This window comes from Nocardioides sp. (assembly GCF_024509035.1).
GTDB lineage: Bacteria > Actinomycetota > Actinomycetes > Propionibacteriales > Nocardioidaceae > Nocardioides.
This window is the reverse complement of the sequence record NZ_JANINT010000254.1, coordinates 9,998-24,161: the sequence shown is the minus strand read 5'-3', so window position 1 is coordinate 24,161 and position 14,164 is coordinate 9,998. Positions and strand designations below refer to the sequence as shown.

The 14,164-nt window shown below is 73.9% G+C and carries 13 protein-coding genes; 5 read left to right on the top strand and 8 right to left on the bottom strand.

Features of this window, described 5'->3' with window-relative positions:
* Nucleotides 1-98: 98 nt before the first annotated feature.
* Complete coding sequence (locus tag Q0L15_RS17560; protein WP_296605746.1) at nucleotides 99-647, top strand: TetR/AcrR family transcriptional regulator; 549 nt, start codon at nucleotides 99-101, stop codon at nucleotides 645-647.
* Here Q0L15_RS17560 and Q0L15_RS17555 read toward each other — a convergent pair.
* Both Q0L15_RS17555 and Q0L15_RS17550 read right to left on the bottom strand, forming a co-directional pair.
* Nucleotides 630-1,295: an SWIM zinc finger family protein gene (locus tag Q0L15_RS17555; RefSeq protein ID WP_296605745.1), complete on the bottom strand. Its 666-nt coding sequence runs from the start codon at nucleotides 1,293-1,295 to the stop codon at nucleotides 630-632. The two genes, Q0L15_RS17560 and Q0L15_RS17555, sit on opposite strands and share 18 nt — an antisense overlap.
* Nucleotides 1,296-1,306: 11 nt before the next feature.
* On the bottom strand, nucleotides 1,307-4,012 hold the full coding sequence (locus tag Q0L15_RS17550) for a DEAD/DEAH box helicase (RefSeq protein ID WP_296605744.1): 2,706 nt from the start codon (nucleotides 4,010-4,012) through the stop codon (nucleotides 1,307-1,309).
* 62 nt (nucleotides 4,013-4,074) lie between these two features.
* Here Q0L15_RS17550 and Q0L15_RS17545 point away from each other — a divergent pair, with 62 nt between their 5' ends.
* Nucleotides 4,075-4,563, top strand: coding sequence for a glutathione peroxidase (locus Q0L15_RS17545; RefSeq protein WP_296605743.1), 489 nt, complete (start codon nucleotides 4,075-4,077; stop codon nucleotides 4,561-4,563).
* Nucleotides 4,564-4,661: 98 nt separating this feature from the next.
* On the top strand, nucleotides 4,662-6,182 hold the full coding sequence (locus Q0L15_RS17540) for a DHA2 family efflux MFS transporter permease subunit (RefSeq protein ID WP_296605742.1): 1,521 nt from the start codon (nucleotides 4,662-4,664) through the stop codon (nucleotides 6,180-6,182).
* A gap of 72 nt (nucleotides 6,183-6,254) precedes the next feature.
* On the opposite strand, the gene Q0L15_RS17535 is transcribed toward Q0L15_RS17540, so the two are convergent.
* The 4 genes from Q0L15_RS17535 to Q0L15_RS17520 all read right to left on the bottom strand — a co-directional run bounded on the left by Q0L15_RS17535 (nucleotide 6,255) and on the right by Q0L15_RS17520 (nucleotide 11,411).
* Complete coding sequence (locus Q0L15_RS17535; protein ID WP_296605741.1) at nucleotides 6,255-7,325, bottom strand: hypothetical protein; 1,071 nt, start codon at nucleotides 7,323-7,325, stop codon at nucleotides 6,255-6,257.
* A 47-nt stretch (nucleotides 7,326-7,372) separates the two neighbouring features.
* Nucleotides 7,373-8,044 (bottom strand): hypothetical protein, encoded by a 672-nt coding sequence (locus Q0L15_RS17530; protein WP_296605740.1) that lies wholly within the window; start codon nucleotides 8,042-8,044, stop codon nucleotides 7,373-7,375.
* Nucleotides 8,045-8,078: 34 nt separating this feature from the next.
* Nucleotides 8,079-9,179: an alpha/beta fold hydrolase gene (locus tag Q0L15_RS17525; protein WP_296605739.1), complete on the bottom strand. Its 1,101-nt coding sequence runs from the start codon at nucleotides 9,177-9,179 to the stop codon at nucleotides 8,079-8,081.
* Nucleotides 9,180-9,287: 108 nt separating this feature from the next.
* On the bottom strand, nucleotides 9,288-11,411 hold the full coding sequence (locus Q0L15_RS17520) for a DEAD/DEAH box helicase (RefSeq protein ID WP_296605738.1): 2,124 nt from the start codon (nucleotides 11,409-11,411) through the stop codon (nucleotides 9,288-9,290).
* Nucleotides 11,412-11,550: 139 nt separating this feature from the next.
* On the opposite strand from Q0L15_RS17520, the gene Q0L15_RS17515 reads away from it, so the two are divergent.
* Entirely contained in the window at nucleotides 11,551-12,132 is a 582-nt protein-coding gene (locus Q0L15_RS17515; protein WP_296605737.1) for a hypothetical protein, read from the top strand.
* 91 nt (nucleotides 12,133-12,223) lie between these two features.
* A complete protein-coding gene (locus Q0L15_RS17510) occupies nucleotides 12,224-12,808 on the top strand; it encodes a hypothetical protein (RefSeq protein ID WP_296605736.1) in 585 nt (194 codons plus the stop codon).
* A 6-nt stretch (nucleotides 12,809-12,814) separates the two neighbouring features.
* Here the strand turns inward: Q0L15_RS17510 and Q0L15_RS17505 are convergent, their stop codons facing one another.
* Nucleotides 12,815-13,264 carry a pyridoxamine 5'-phosphate oxidase family protein gene (locus Q0L15_RS17505; RefSeq protein WP_296605735.1) on the bottom strand — a complete coding sequence of 150 codons (450 nt, stop codon included), beginning with the start codon at nucleotides 13,262-13,264 and terminating at the stop codon, nucleotides 12,815-12,817.
* Nucleotides 13,261-14,016: a 2-phosphosulfolactate phosphatase gene (locus tag Q0L15_RS17500; RefSeq protein ID WP_296605734.1), complete on the bottom strand. Its 756-nt coding sequence runs from the start codon at nucleotides 14,014-14,016 to the stop codon at nucleotides 13,261-13,263. Before Q0L15_RS17500 ends, Q0L15_RS17505 begins: the two co-directional genes overlap by 4 nt.
* Nucleotides 14,017-14,164: the final 148 nt, after the last annotated feature.

Below are 14,164 nucleotides of genomic sequence, written 5' to 3'. Positions count from 1 at the left end.
TTCCTCTCGCTGGCCTGACGTCGACCCGCCCGAAACTTTCGGGCGGGTCAACGTGGATCGGTCGATGGGCACGGGTTAACGCGCACTAACCTGAGCCCATGAGCCGTCGCGAGCAGATCCTGGCCACCGCGGCCGAGCTGTTCGCGACGCACGGGTTCCATGGGGTCTCCGTCGCCGACCTCGGGGCGGCGTGCGGGATCTCGGGACCGGCGCTCTACAAGCACTTCCCGTCCAAGCAGGCGATGCTGGCCGAGATGCTGGTCGCGATCAGCGAGGAGCTGCTGCGGGTCGGCACCGAGCGCGTCGCGGCCGCAGAGGGTCCCCGCTCGGCGCTCGAGGCGCTGGTCGACTGGCACGTCGACTTCGCGCTGCGCCACCGCGCACTCATCGTCGTCCAGGACCGCGACTGGGAGGCGCTGCCCGCGGAGGCCCGCGATACGGTGCGCCGCCTCCAGCGCGAGTACGTCGACCTGTGGGCCGCACAGCTGCGCCGCCTCGACGCCGGGCTCGACGTGCCGACCACCCGCTCGATGGCGCACGCGGCGTTCGGACTGATCAACTCCACGCCCCACAGCGGCCGGCTCCCCGACGAGCGGATGCGCGGCCTGCTGAGCCGGATGGCCCTGGGCTCACTCGGCCTCGGCTGAGCCGTCCCCGTCCTGGAGCAGCCGGGCCGCGTAGAGCGCGGCCTCGACGGCGGCCTCGAGGTCGGGCTCCAGGTCGAGCCCCAGGCCCTCCACCCGGTCGGAGCCGGCGCGTTCGTGCAGCCGGCCCAGCAGGTCGTCGCGGGGCAGCCCGCGCAGCTGCAGCAGCACGAACGGATCGGCCTCGACCAGCCAGGTGAGCTGCTGGAGCACGGCGAGGGCGTGCACGCACGGGTCGGCCCAGTGGTCGCAGGTGCACGACGAGCCGAGCTCGCCGCCGTAGGGCAGCAGCTCGACGCCGGCCTCGTCGGCGTGCTCGACCAGGCCGTAGGGCAGCTCGCCCGCCAGCAGTGCGGCGATCCGTCCCGACTCGGCCGCGACCGCCTCGACGAGCAGGTCGAGGTCGCGCCGGTCGAGCACCGGCACCGAGCCCTCGACCGTCCAGAGCCCGCGGCGGTCCTCGACCGAGGCGACGAACCGTCCCGGCTCGGTCGCGATCTGCCCGACGTGGCCCTGCCGCGCGAGAGCGCGCGCGGCGACGAGCTCGGACTCGGCGTACGCCGCCTCCTCGACCGCCCGCACCCACGCCTTGCCCCACCAGGTGGTGGCCCGCACCGCGGACCGTCGGGGCGCGAGGCGGGCGTGCAGCACGGGCCCCGCCATCAGTCGTCCCGGTCGAGGTCGGTGGCCCGCAGCGTCACGAAGTCGCGCAGCTCCTCGTTGCTGAGCTCGGTCAGCGCAGCCTCGCCCCGCGCCAGCACGGCGTCGGCGAGCGCTCGCTTGCGGGTGAGCAGCTCGGCGATGCGCTCCTCGACCGTGCCGCGCGTGATCATCCGGTGCACCTGCACGGGCTTGGTCTGACCGATCCGGTAGGCACGGTCGGTGGCCTGGTCCTCGACGGCGGGGTTCCACCACCGGTCGACGTGGACGACGTGGTCGGCACGGGTGAGGTTGAGGCCCGTGCCGCCGGCCTTGAGCGAGAGCAGGAACACCGGGGCCTCACCGGCCTGGAAGCGCTGCACCATGGCCTCCCGCTCGCGGACGGGGGTGCCGCCGTGCAGCAGCTGGTGGGGTACGCCGGTGCGCGCGAGGTGGCCCTCGAGCAGCCGCGCCATCGCGACGTACTGGGTGAACACCAGCACCGCGCCGTCCTCGGCGAGGACGGTGCCGAGCAGCTCGTCGAGCAGGTCGACCTTCTCCGAGCGGCCCGAGAGCCGGACCGCCGACTGCTTGAGGAACTGTGCCGGGTGGTTGCAGATCTGCTTGAGCCCGGTGAGCAGCATCAGCACCAGGCCGCGGCGGGCGGCCGGGTCGCCGGGGTCCGCACGCTCGATGCGCGCCATCGTGTCGCGCACGAACGACTCGTAGAGCACGACCTGCTCGCGGGTCAGGCTGAGCCGGTGGTCGGTCTCGGTCTTGGCGGGCAGCTCGGGGGCGATCCCGGGATCGGACTTGCGGCGGCGCAGCAGGAACGGGCCGATCAGGTCGGCGAACTGGCGCGCCTTGGCGGGCTCGTTGCCGGACTCGATCGGCGCCGCCCACGCCTTGCGGAACGCGTTGCGGCTGCCGAGCAGACCGGGCGTCGTCCAGTCGAGGATCGCCCACAGCTCGGTGAGGTTGTTCTCGACCGGGGTGCCGGTCAGCGCCACCCGGGCCGCGCTCTCGAGGGAGCGCAGCGCCCGCGCGGTCGAGGTGCGAGGGTTCTTGACGTGCTGGGCCTCGTCGGCGACCACCAGGTCCCAGGCCACGGATCCGAGCGTCTCGGCGTCTCGCCGCATCGTGCCGTACGTCGTCAGGACGAACCCGTCTCCGGCGGCGGAGACGTCCCGCGCACTGCCGTGGAACCGGACCACCGGCACCCCGGGCGCGAACCGGTGGATCTCGTCCTCCCAGTTGCCGAGCAGGCTCGCGGGACAGACCACCAGCGTGGGGCCGACGCAGTCCCGCTCCCGCCGGTGGAGGTGCAGCGCGATCAGCGTGACGGTCTTGCCCAGGCCCATGTCGTCGGCCAGGCAGGCGCCGAGCCCGAGCGAGGTCATCTCCGCGAGCCAGGTCAGCCCGTGGCGCTGGTAGTCGCGCAGCGTCGCCTCCAGGGCGGCCGGTGGCTCGACGGCCTCGCGGGTGGCGGCGCCGAGCAGCCGCTCGCGGACCTTCCGCAGGCTGGCGCCGACGACGACGTGCTCCTCGGCCTCGGCGACCTGGACGGTGCCCGTGAGCGCGGCGGCGACCGCCTCGGCCGGCTTGACCGTGCGGATCAGGCGCTTGCGCGCCTTGCGGGCGATCGCGGGGTCGACGACGGTCCAGGCGCCACGCAGCCGCAGCAACGGGGTGGCGGAGCCGGCGAGCTGGTCCATCTCCTCGGGGGTGAGCGGATCGCCGTGCATGGCGATCTGCCAGTTGAACGAGAACAGCGCGTCACGACCGAGCGCCGGCTCGTTGAGCGGCTCCTCACGCGGTCCTGACGACGCGGCCGATGACGGGGCGCGGTCGAGCACCGTCGTGGCGGTCAGGTCGCGGCCCAGGCTGCGCGGCCACAGCACGTCGACGCCGCGGTCGCGCAGCGCGCCGACGCCCTGGTCGAGGAGGCTGACCAGCTCGTCGGTGTCGAGCACGAGCTGGTCGGGCACCCGCAGCTCGAGCAACCGATCGAGCACCGGCCAGGCATCCGCGGCCGCACGCAGCGCGATCGTCGCGTGGGTGCGCGCGCGCTCGCCGAAGCCGTGCTCCTCGGGCGTCCCGGTCCACAGCAGCGCCAGGTCGCAGAGGTGGAGCGGGTTCTGCTCGTCGTGCGCCTGCGGCACCAGGCGGACGGAGCCCGCCACCAGCTCCTCCTCGTCGGCCTCGACCCGCAGGGAGATCGTCACGAGCTGGGGCAGCTCCCGCGGGTCGGGCCGATGATGACGCGCGAGCCGCGCCTGCAGGCGCTCCTCGAACGTCGGGCGCCGCTCGCGGGGGGCGACGACGGCAGCGCGCGTCGGCTGGGTGCGCGGCATCGCGTCGGCCACGGCGTCCAGCAGGTCACGCACCACCTGCTCCTGCTCGGGGTCGGCCCCGGCACCCGCTCCGGCGAGCATCGCGATGCGGTGCTCGTCCTCGTCGTCGAGCCCGGCCACCCGCCAGGCCGGCGGGGTGCCGGCGGGGGCGAACTTGCCAGCCGCGACCAGTCGCAGCGCGAGCAGCGCGGCGCCGGAGAGCACCCCGACGCTGGGGTGCAGGTCCTCGCGCGAGCGGGCCTTGGTGAGCACCGGCAGCGCGGCCCGGATCGGCAGGCTCACGGTCCGCCGTTCGTCGGTGAACTCGACCACGCCCTCCCGCGGCGGCTCGGCGGCACGGAACGTCGCCGGACCGGTCACCGGGACGAAGCTCACTCGGGCGACGGTAGCCGGACCGACCGACAGGTCGCCTTCCGGACGCCACGTAGCCTGCAACCATGAGCATCCTCGACGCCCCCATCGCGCGCCTGGACGGCACCCCCACGACCCTCGGCGAGATCACCGGCGGCAAGCCCGCCCTGCTCGTCAACGTCGCCAGCAAGTGCGGCCTCACGCCGCAGTACGCCGGCCTCGAGGAGCTCCACGAGAAGCTCGCCGACCGCGGGTTCACGGTCGTCGGCCTGCCCTGCAACCAGTTCCGCGGGCAGGAGCCGGGGTCGGCCGAGGAGATCGCGGAGTTCTGCTCCGCGACGTACGGCGTCACCTTCCCGATGACCGAGAAGATCGACGTCAACGGCGAGGGCCGCCACGAGGTCTACCGCGCGCTGGCCGAGACGCCCAACGAGAACGGCGAGGCCGGCGACGTGACCTGGAACTTCGAGAAGTTCCTCGTCGACGGATCGGGCGCGATCGTCGCCCGCTTCAGCCCCGGCGTCGAGCCCGGTGACCCGCGGCTCGTCGCTGCGGTCGAGGCCCAGCTGTCCTGAGCTCCCCTGGAACTTGCACTCCCCTGGTGACCCACCCCATAGGCCGCAGAGCCGAAAGTAGGGTGCTGGCCGTCGGTACCGCCACGTAGCCTCGCCCGGTGACCGAGACCCAGGACGAGAGCTCCGCCGCCCAGGCCCCAGCCACCTCCACACCCGGCAGCAGCGACGCTCCTCCGGACGGCCTCGACGCGCGGGTGCTCATGGTCGCCGGCGTCGTGGTGCTCGGCGCGATCATGTCGATCCTCGACATCACGGTCGTCTCGGTGGCCCTGCAGACGTTCCAGAGCGAGTTCGACGCCACCTCCGCCCAGGTCGCCTGGACGATGACGGGCTACACGCTCGCGCTCGCCAGCGTCATCCCGCTGACGGGGTGGGCCGCCGACCGGTTCGGCACCAAGCGGCTCTACCTGCTCGCCGTGCTGCTCTTCACCGCCGGCTCCGTGCTGTGCGCCGCGGCCACCTCGCTCCAGATGCTCGTCACGTTCCGGGTCCTGCAGGGCATCGGCGGCGGCATGCTCATGCCGCTCGGCATGACGATCCTGACCCGGGCCGCCGGCCCGGAACGGGTCGGTCGCGTGATGGCCGTGCTCGGCATCCCGATGCTGCTCGGCCCGATCTTCGGCCCCATCCTCGGCGGTGCGCTGATCGACTCCGCCAGCTGGCACTGGATCTTCCTGATCAACCTGCCGATCGGCATCCTCGCGCTGATCTACGCCGCGGTCGTCCTGCCGCGCGACCACGTCGAGCCGTCGGAGACCTTCGACTGGGTCGGCATGCTGCTGCTCTCCCCCGGCCTCGCGGCGTTCCTCTACGGCGTCTCCTCGATCCCGGAGGCCCGCCAGGAGGACGGCACCATCTGGACCATGCAGGTCGTCGGCCCCTCCGTCGTGGGCCTGCTGCTCATCGCCGCGTTCGTGCCGTGGGCGCTCAACCGCAACAACATCCACCCGCTGGTCGACCTGCGGCTCTTCGGCCACCGCACGATGACCGTCGCGGTGCTCGCGATGTCGCTGTTCGCGATCGCCTTCTTCGGCGCCAGCCTGCTCTTCCCGCTCTACTTCCAGTCGGTGCGCGGCGAGGACGCGCTGCACGCCGGTCTGCTGCTCGCACCCCAGGGCGTCGGCGCGATGCTGACGATGCCGATCGCCGGCGTGCTGGCCGACCGCATCGGCCCCGGGAAGATCGTGCTCACCGGCATCTCGGTGATCACCGTCGGCATGGCGATGTTCACCCGGATCGAGGCGGACACCTCCTACCTCTACCTGTGCTCGGCGCTGTTCGTGATGGGCCTGGGCATGGGCGGCACGATGATGCCGATCATGTCGGCCGCGCTCGCGACCCTGCAGGCGCACACGATCGCCCGCGGCTCCACGCTGATGAACATCGTCCAGCAGGTCGCCGCATCGATGGGTACGGCGCTGTTCTCGGTGCTGCTCACCAACGGCACCATCGACCTCGACCCCGGCGACCCGGCGACCTTCATCCCCGGCATGGCCGACGCGTTCGCCACCGTGTTCGTCGTGGCCACGATCCTGGTGGCCTGCGTGCTGATCCCCGCCGCGTTCCTGCCGCGACGCAAGGTCGCTCACGTCGACCCGACGCTGGTCGTCGGCCACTAGCCACGAGGACCTGGCTGCCGAAAGCCGCACGACACGCCGGTAGCTCTCGGCGTGTCGTGCGGGTTTCGGCTGTCAGCAGCCGAACCCCGCAACCCGCCCCGTCACCGGCGGCAGGTCCGCGAGCGTGACGATCCCGGGCCGGGCGGCGACGACGTACGGCACCGCATTGGTCACGGGCATCGCGGTGTAGATCATCCCGAGGCCCATGAAGCCCGGCTCGTCCCAGTCCTCGGGGGGCAGGCAGTGGATGACCGTGCGCATGTTCGGCCTCCCGAACACCTGCACCACGTGCCCGTGCGCGAGCGGCTTGGGCGGTACGACGTGCTGGCCCATCGTCCAGTTGAACCCGACGCTGACCACGTTGCGCTCCCCGACCCAGCCGCGGTGGTAGCCCATCACGCCGCCCACCGTGCCGGCAGGGATCGTCATGAAACCCAGGTCGGAGTCGCCGGTGGCCGGCGTGAACGTGACGTCGAAGGTCATCCGGTCGAGGGTGACGCCGAGGGCATCGGCCATCATCGCCGCCGACTCGGCGAAGACCTCCGACTCGCGGCGCACCGACTCGGCGAGCCCCGGGGTGTCGGGCGCCTGCGCGAAGCCCATCGCACGCTGGGTCTCCGCGGACTCGTAGGTCGAGCAGTCCACGGACTCGGTGATCCGGATCTCGTCGACGCGCTCGCAGGAGCCGCTCAGCACCATGCCCACGAGGTTGGTCATCCCCGGGTGCGCGCCGCTGCCGAAGATCGTCGCCCCGCCGCGCTCGCACGCCTCGAGGATCCGCGCCCGGTCCTGCTCCGTCTGCTTGCCGCCGGTGATCCAGGCGGCGCTGGTGCACACGTTGACGCCCGCGCCGAGCAGGGCGCACAGCTCGTCGATGCTCGGCCACAGCGGGTTGTAGCAGCAGGCGTCGGCACCCAGCGCGAGCAACGCGTCGACGTCGTCGGTCGCCAGGACGCCGGTCGGCTCCGGCCACCCGCACAGGTCGGCGGCGTCGCGCCCGACCTTCTCGGCGCCGTGGGCGTAGACGCCGACCAGCTCCAGGTCGGGTCGCGCGATGATCGCGTGCAGCGAGCGGCGTCCGATGTTGCCGGTGGTCCACTGCACGACGCGGAGCGGTCGGGGTGGTCGGGGTGCGTCGGTCATGGCCCGCACACTAGAACGTGTTCTAGGGCCCGTCCACGCCCCGCCGTTCAGCGGTCGGCGGCGACCCGTTCGGCCAGGCGTACGGCGGCGTGGCGCACCAGCTCCGCGGTCTCGGGGTCGGCGACCGCCTGCTCGGGCACCTGGCCGCCCAGCAGGCCGGCCGGCTGGGTCAGCCAGGCCCACGCCTTCCACGGGTCCATCCGGGCGGCCAGCAACGGCTCGAGGACCGGTGCCAGCTCCGGCCGCAGGTCGCCGTGGGTGGTCAGCTGGAAGCCCGGCACCACCGTGCGCCCGTCGGCGGCGACGACCAGGAGACGGTGCTCACCACCGGCCTTGTGCACGGCGAACCGGGTGGCGTCGACGGAGGTGCCGCGCAGCTCGGCCAGGGTCTCGTAGCTGAACCACGGGCTCGCCAGGAGCTCCTCGCGCAGCCGGGCCTGGCGGGCGAGCTGGAGGAGGGCCACCGGCACCGCGTGCTCCGGTTCGGACCCGTCGCGGCGCAGCAGCCGCTCCAGGTCCTCCAGCTGGACGGTCGCGATCGGCAGGCCCGTGGCCGGGTCGGTCCACGCCGCCCGACCGCGCTCGTCGCGCAGATAGGTCGGCAGCCCGGCCGCCTCCAGGCTCGAGGCCAGTCCGAGCTCCTCGAGCCAGGTGGCCAGGCGCTCGCCCAGCTCGGCCACCCGGGCGTCCTCGTCGTGCGTGCCGTCCTGCGCAGTCATGGCTCCAGCCTGCCGCACCCGCGGACGCGTCCGCTCATCGGTCGCCGAGCAGCACGGCCTGGAGGAAGCCGACGACCCGCCGCTCCCACTCGGTCTGCGCGGTCCGCAGGCCCTGGACGTGCCCGGAGCCGGGGACCGTCCACACCTCCACCGATGCCGGGGCGGCGCGCTGCAGGCGCTCCGCAGCGAGCCGCTCGGTCTCGACCTCGCCCGCAGCCACCAGCAGGAACCGCGCTCCGCGCTCGGCGGCCGTCACCACCGAGGACCGCAGTGGCTCCGGCTCCGGCGCCGGGCTCAGCAGACCCGCCACGGCGTAGGTGAGCCGGTCGATGCCCTGCTGCAGGTGACCGCGCACGCCGTACGCGTCGAGGTAGCCCTTGTCCGACGCCACCCGGTTGGTCGCCCCCTCGGCGACGACGGCCCCGACCCGTCCGTCGACCCCGGCGGCGCCGATCGCCTCCTCACCGCCCATGGAGAGGCCGAGCAGCCCGACCCGGTCGGCGTCGACGCCGGGCTGCGCGACGACGAAGTCCACCGCGGCAGCCGCGTCCTGCTCGCCCCACCAGCCCAGGTCCATGCCCCGGCCCTCGCTCTCGCCGTGCCCCCGGGCGTCGACGAGCAGTACGCCGAAGCCCGCGCCTGCCAGCACTCCGGCCTGGTCGAGCGCCGCGGTGCGGGTGGAGCCGGCGCCGTGCATGACGACCACGGCGGCGCCGTTGCGCGGAGCGACCCACCAGCCGGCGAGCTCGACCCCGTCGGAGGTCCGCAGGGTGATGTCGTCGTAGGCGAGCCCGAGGTCCGCGGGTGTGCGCGACCCGAGCTCGGGGCGGCCGGGCAGGCTGGCGGCGACGCCCTGCCCCACCGTCCATGCACCGACGTAGACGGTCACCAGCAGCACCGGGATGCTCAACGCCCACCACCGGCGGCTGGTGCTCCCCAGCACCCGCCGGGCAGCACGCACCGCCGCCATCGCGCCGGCGGCGAGCAGCAGGACGCCGAGGATCCCCACCGCGCCGGCGCCCTCCTTGCGCAGGTGCGGCACCGCCAGCCCGAGCCCGGCGGAGGCCACCACCACCGCTGCGGCGAACGCCGCACCGGCGAGCGGGAGACGCCACCGAGACTGCGGCTCAGGCACGCCTCGACGCTAGGAGCCCCGGCCGCTCGGCCGCCAGGGCAGAAGGTCACGGCCGGCGTCGAGTCGGCGCAACTGCACGACCTCGCATCTGCGGACGCGCCGACTCGATCAGGTGGTGGCGGCGAGCACCAGCGGACGCACCTCGGCGGCGCCGGCACGACGCAGGGCGCGGGCGGCCAGCGTCAGGGTCCAGCCGGTGTCGGCGCGGTCGTCGACGAGCAACACCCGCTGGCCGTCGAGGGGCTCGTCGGCCTGGAGGCTGAAGCGTCGGCCGACGGCCGCCACCCGCTGCGCGGAGTTGGCGGAGCCCTGACCGGGCGCGACGTCGGGGTTGACGATCGCCCAGCGCCCGACGACCGGCACGCGCAGGTAGCGGGAGAGCCCCGCGGCCAGGTCGGCGGTCAGCGTCGGGTGGGTCTCGGACTCGACCACCACGATCGCGTCGACCGGCGGCCGCCAGTCGCTGAGCACCTCGACGACCGCCCGCACGAGCGGCACCGGCACCGCGCCGTCGGGGGCGGCGGGGGCGAACAGGTCGCGCAGCGCCTGGCCGTGGCCCAGGTCGGTCAGCCGGGCCACCGCGCGGCCGTCGAGAGCGCCGTCGGTGATCTTGCCCCGCAGGTCGATGCCGAGGTTGGCCAGCGCGGTCGGCCACATCTTGCGCGGCTCGACGACCACGCCCGGCCGGGACAGGAGCGCACTCGCCTCGTCGAGCGAGGCCGTCGAGACCTCGGAGGACAAGGTGAGCCCGCCGCAGTTGTCGCAGCGGCCGCAGTCGACCGCCTCCCCAGACTCCTGCAGGGGGTCGTCGAGCTGGTCGCGCAGGTAGCGCATCCGGCACGCCTCGGTCGTGATGTAGTCCAGCATCGCCTGCTGCTCGCGCTGGCGGGCCTCGGTGACGCGCCGGTAGCGCTCCTCGTCGTAGACCCACGGCGCTCCGGTGGACTCCCAGCCGCCGCGGACCCGGCGTACGGCGCCGTCGACGTCGAGCACCTTGAGCATGGTCTCCAAGCGGGTGCGGTTGAGGTCGACGTAGGTCTCCAGGGCGCCGGTGCTCAACGGGCGACCCTCGGCGGCGAGCACCTCGAGCGTGCGGCGCACCTGCTCCTCGCGGGGGAAGGCCAGCGAGGCGAAGTAGGCCCAGATGTCGCGGTCCTCGGGCGCCGGGAGCAGCACGACCGTCGCCTCGTTCGTGCCACGGCCGGCGCGGCCGACCTGCTGGTAGTAGGCGACGGGCGACGGTGGCGCACCCATGTTGACGACGAACCCGAGGCTCGCGTCGAAGCCCATGCCGAGCGCGCTGGTCGCGACCAGCGCCTTGACCCGGCCCTCGACGAGGTCCTGCTCGAGTGCGTGCCGCTCGGTGGTCTCGGTCTGCCCGGAGTAGGCCGCGACCCGGTGGCCGCGTGAGCGCAGGTAGTCGGCGATCTCCTGGGTCGCGGCGACGGTGAGGCAGTAGACGATGCCGGAGCCGGGCTGCTCGGCCAGGTGGTCGGCGAGCCACGCCAGCCGCTGCTCGGCGGTCGTGAGTCGCACCACGCCCAGCCGCAGCGACTCGCGGTCGAGCGATCCGCGCAGCACGAGCACCTCGCCCATCGAGCCGTGGCCGGCGCCGAGCTGCTCGGCGACGTCGGCGGTCACGCGCGCGTTGGCGGTGGCGGTGGTGGCCAGCACCGGGATGCCGTCGGGGAGGTCGCCGAGCAGCGTGCGGATGCGGCGGTAGTCGGGCCGGAAGTCGTGGCCCCAGTCGGAGATGCAGTGGGCCTCGTCGACCACGAGCAGTCCGCAGGTCGCGGCCAACCGGGGCAGCACCTCGTCGCGGAAGCCGGGGTTGTTGAGCCGCTCGGGGCTGACCAGCAGCACGTCGACCTCGCCCGCTGCGATCGCGGCGTGGATGGGCTCCCAGTCCTCGATGTTGGTGGAGTTGATCGTGACCGCCCGGATGCCGGCCCGCTCGGCGGCCGCGATCTGGTTGCGCATCAGCGCCAGCAGCGGCGAGACGATCACCGTGGGCCCGGCCCCCTCCTCACGCAGCAGCAGCGTCGCGACGAAGTAGACCGCCGACTTGCCCCAACCGGTGCGCTGGACGACGAGCGCTCGGCGCCGGTCGACCGCGAGCGCCTCGATCGCCGACCACTGGTCCTCGCGCAGCGACGCTTCCTCGCGCCCGACCAGGGCGCGCAGGTGCGCCTCCGCACGCTGGCGGACGGCGGTCGCGGTCGAGGAGGTCACGGCCCCTGTCTACCAGCGCCGGCCGAGACGACGACGGGGCGCACCTGTGCCGGCGTCGCGCTGGATGCAACCGATCGGCCGGGTCCGGCGTCCTCCTGGGAGAGGGCCGGACCAGCCGCCCGCTCAGGAAGGTGTGCTCGTGCTCGGGAGATGGACACTGGTCGCTGTCGCGGCCCTGGCAACGCTCGTTCCCGCCGCCGGCGTCTCCGCGCCGGCCACCGCCGAGACGGGAGGGCCGACCTGCTGGGGTCGCCCGGCCACGATCGTCGCCTCGGGCTTCGTGCGCGGCACCCCCGGCGACGACGTGATCGTCTCCCGTGGCGGCGAGGTGCACGCCCTGGGCGGTGACGACCGGGTGTGCGGCGCCTTCCTCGCGTACGGCGGGCCCGGCGACGACCGGATCAGCTACGGGGGGCGCGACGGCGACTTCCCCGACCTGCGCGGGGGCAGCGGCGACGACGTGGTGGTGCTGACCGTCGCCCGGCTCGGCTACCTGCGTGGCGGCCCCGGGGCCGACCGCCTGCAGGCGACGGGCGGCGGCCAGTGGATCGCGGGCGATCGCGGGGACGACGTCCTGCTCGGTGGCGACGGCAGGGACCACCTCTTCGGCGGCCCCGGCCGCGACCTGCTGCGCGGCGGCCTCGGCAAGGACGTGGGCGACGGCGGAGCCGACGTGGACACGTGCCGGGCGGTGGAGGACTCCAGCCGCTGCGAGGGCTGAGCCCCCGGCGGAGGTATCTGGGCTGAGACGCGTCGCTCCTGGACCCCGACGCGGCTCGAACTGGCGGGCCGCCCCACCCCAGGAGCACCGCATGAGCACGATGCGCACCCTCAGCTTCGCCACCGTCGCCGGCATCGCCACCCTCGGCCTCGTCGGCGCCGCCACCACCCCCAGCACGGCCACCGGGTCCGCCGGCGACGACCGCGCGACCCCTCACGCCGGCCAGCGCGTCGCTGCCCGGGCGACCGCTCCGGTCACCTGCAGCGGCGGGGCGCTCACGGCGATGACCAGCCGGCTCTCGGCGGAGCCGTTCTCGTTCCCGGGAACGACCGGCGCCGACGTCGCCGTGCCGGGTGCCCAGGTGACGCTCAACGGACCGCGCCGCGGCACCGACACCGTGCTCGTCACGTTCACCGCGGAGTCCTACTACACCGGCAGCGGCTGGATGGGCCTCGAGATGCACAAGGACGGCGTGCCGGCAGCGCCGTACGCCGACAACGGCAGCCCGTTCGCGTTCACGTCCGAGGCGAGCTACCAGAGCAACTCCGCGCAGTTCTGCACCAAGATCCGCCGCGGCGCCCACACGTTCGCCGTGGTCGCGAGCACCACCGGTGACGCGTCCACGGACTCCGGCTGGCTCGACGACTGGACGATGACCGTCCAGCGCTTCGAGTGAGCAGCCTCAGACCAGCCACGCCCCGTGGCGCATGAGCGTGCGACCGGCGATCTCGTCGGCCTCGCGCCACGCCTGGACGCGTTCGGGCCGCAGCACGAGGTACACGTAGCCGCTGCTGCCGCGCGGGTCCCAGTCGGCCTGGGCGGCGTACGCCTCACCCAGCTCGCCGGCCTCGGCGACCGGCACGACGCGGTCGAGCACGGCGTCGACCATCGTCACGTCGCGGGTCGGCCCGACGGCCAGCCGCGCGCGGCCCGACGCGGTGACGTCGCGGGCGGTGCGGGAGCTCTCCTGCACCGCCACGACCAGCCGCTCCTCGGTCCACGCCAACGACAGTGGCACCAGGTGCGCCTCGCCGCCCGCCGAGGCGGTCGCGACCCACACGTCGATGGCGGGCCTCGCCCACATCGCGAGCGTGTCGGCCTTGCGGGTCGCGGCGTCTCGTGGTCCGGTCACGGCCGGGAGTCTGCCACCGCCACGAACGCCTCGCCCTCCAGCACGGGTACGGCGACGCTCGCGTCCAGCTCGGCCGCGACGTCGACGTCTGCGGCGAAGCCCATCTCGACCAGCTCACGCCCGCTCGCACAGCCGCGCAGCTCCTCGGCGAGCCGTGGCCCGGCCGCCCGGAACGCCTGCTCGGCCAGGCGGGCCTCGGGGCTGAGGTCGGTCGCGCCGCGGTCGACCAGCGCCGCGATGACCGCGCCCGCACCCCAGAGATCCTCGACCGCCGGGCGGAGGGCGTCGTCGGGCCACCGCTCCCCGGCGGCCACGACCGCGACCGTCGCTCCGGCTGGGAGCCACCGGGCCACCGCGGTCGCGTTGCGCAAGCACGCTCCGACGACCCGGACCCCGCGGGCCGCCAGATCGAACGCGATCGTCGACCCGTTCGGGGAGGGCAGCACCAGCCGCTCGACCCCGGTCGCCGCCCGCACCGACAGCGGCGACAGGCTGACGCCGTGGCGCTCGGATCGGCCGCGTGCCAGGACGGCATCCCGCTCCTCGGCGTACGCCGCCGCGCGCTCGTCCTTCCAGCGGAACGGGAGGACCGCGATGCCGCGCTCGACCGCGACGCTCAGCGTCGTGGTGAACGAGAGCACGTCGACCACCACCGCCACGTCCGCGCCTTCGGCGATCGCCGCCGCGCCGGTGGGCCCCCAGTCCACCCGGACGCGGTACGCCGACTGCCGGTGCGCCTCGATCGTGCTCATGCCGCCCTCCCCCGGCGCCGCAACCTGCTGTAACGCCGTGTTACCCCAACTGCCCAGGATGTTGCAGCAAGAGGGAGGAAAGGGTAAACGGGCGTTACAGGTGGCGGTGAGGCCCCGTCACCAGATGCGGACGCGGGCCTCCGGGTCG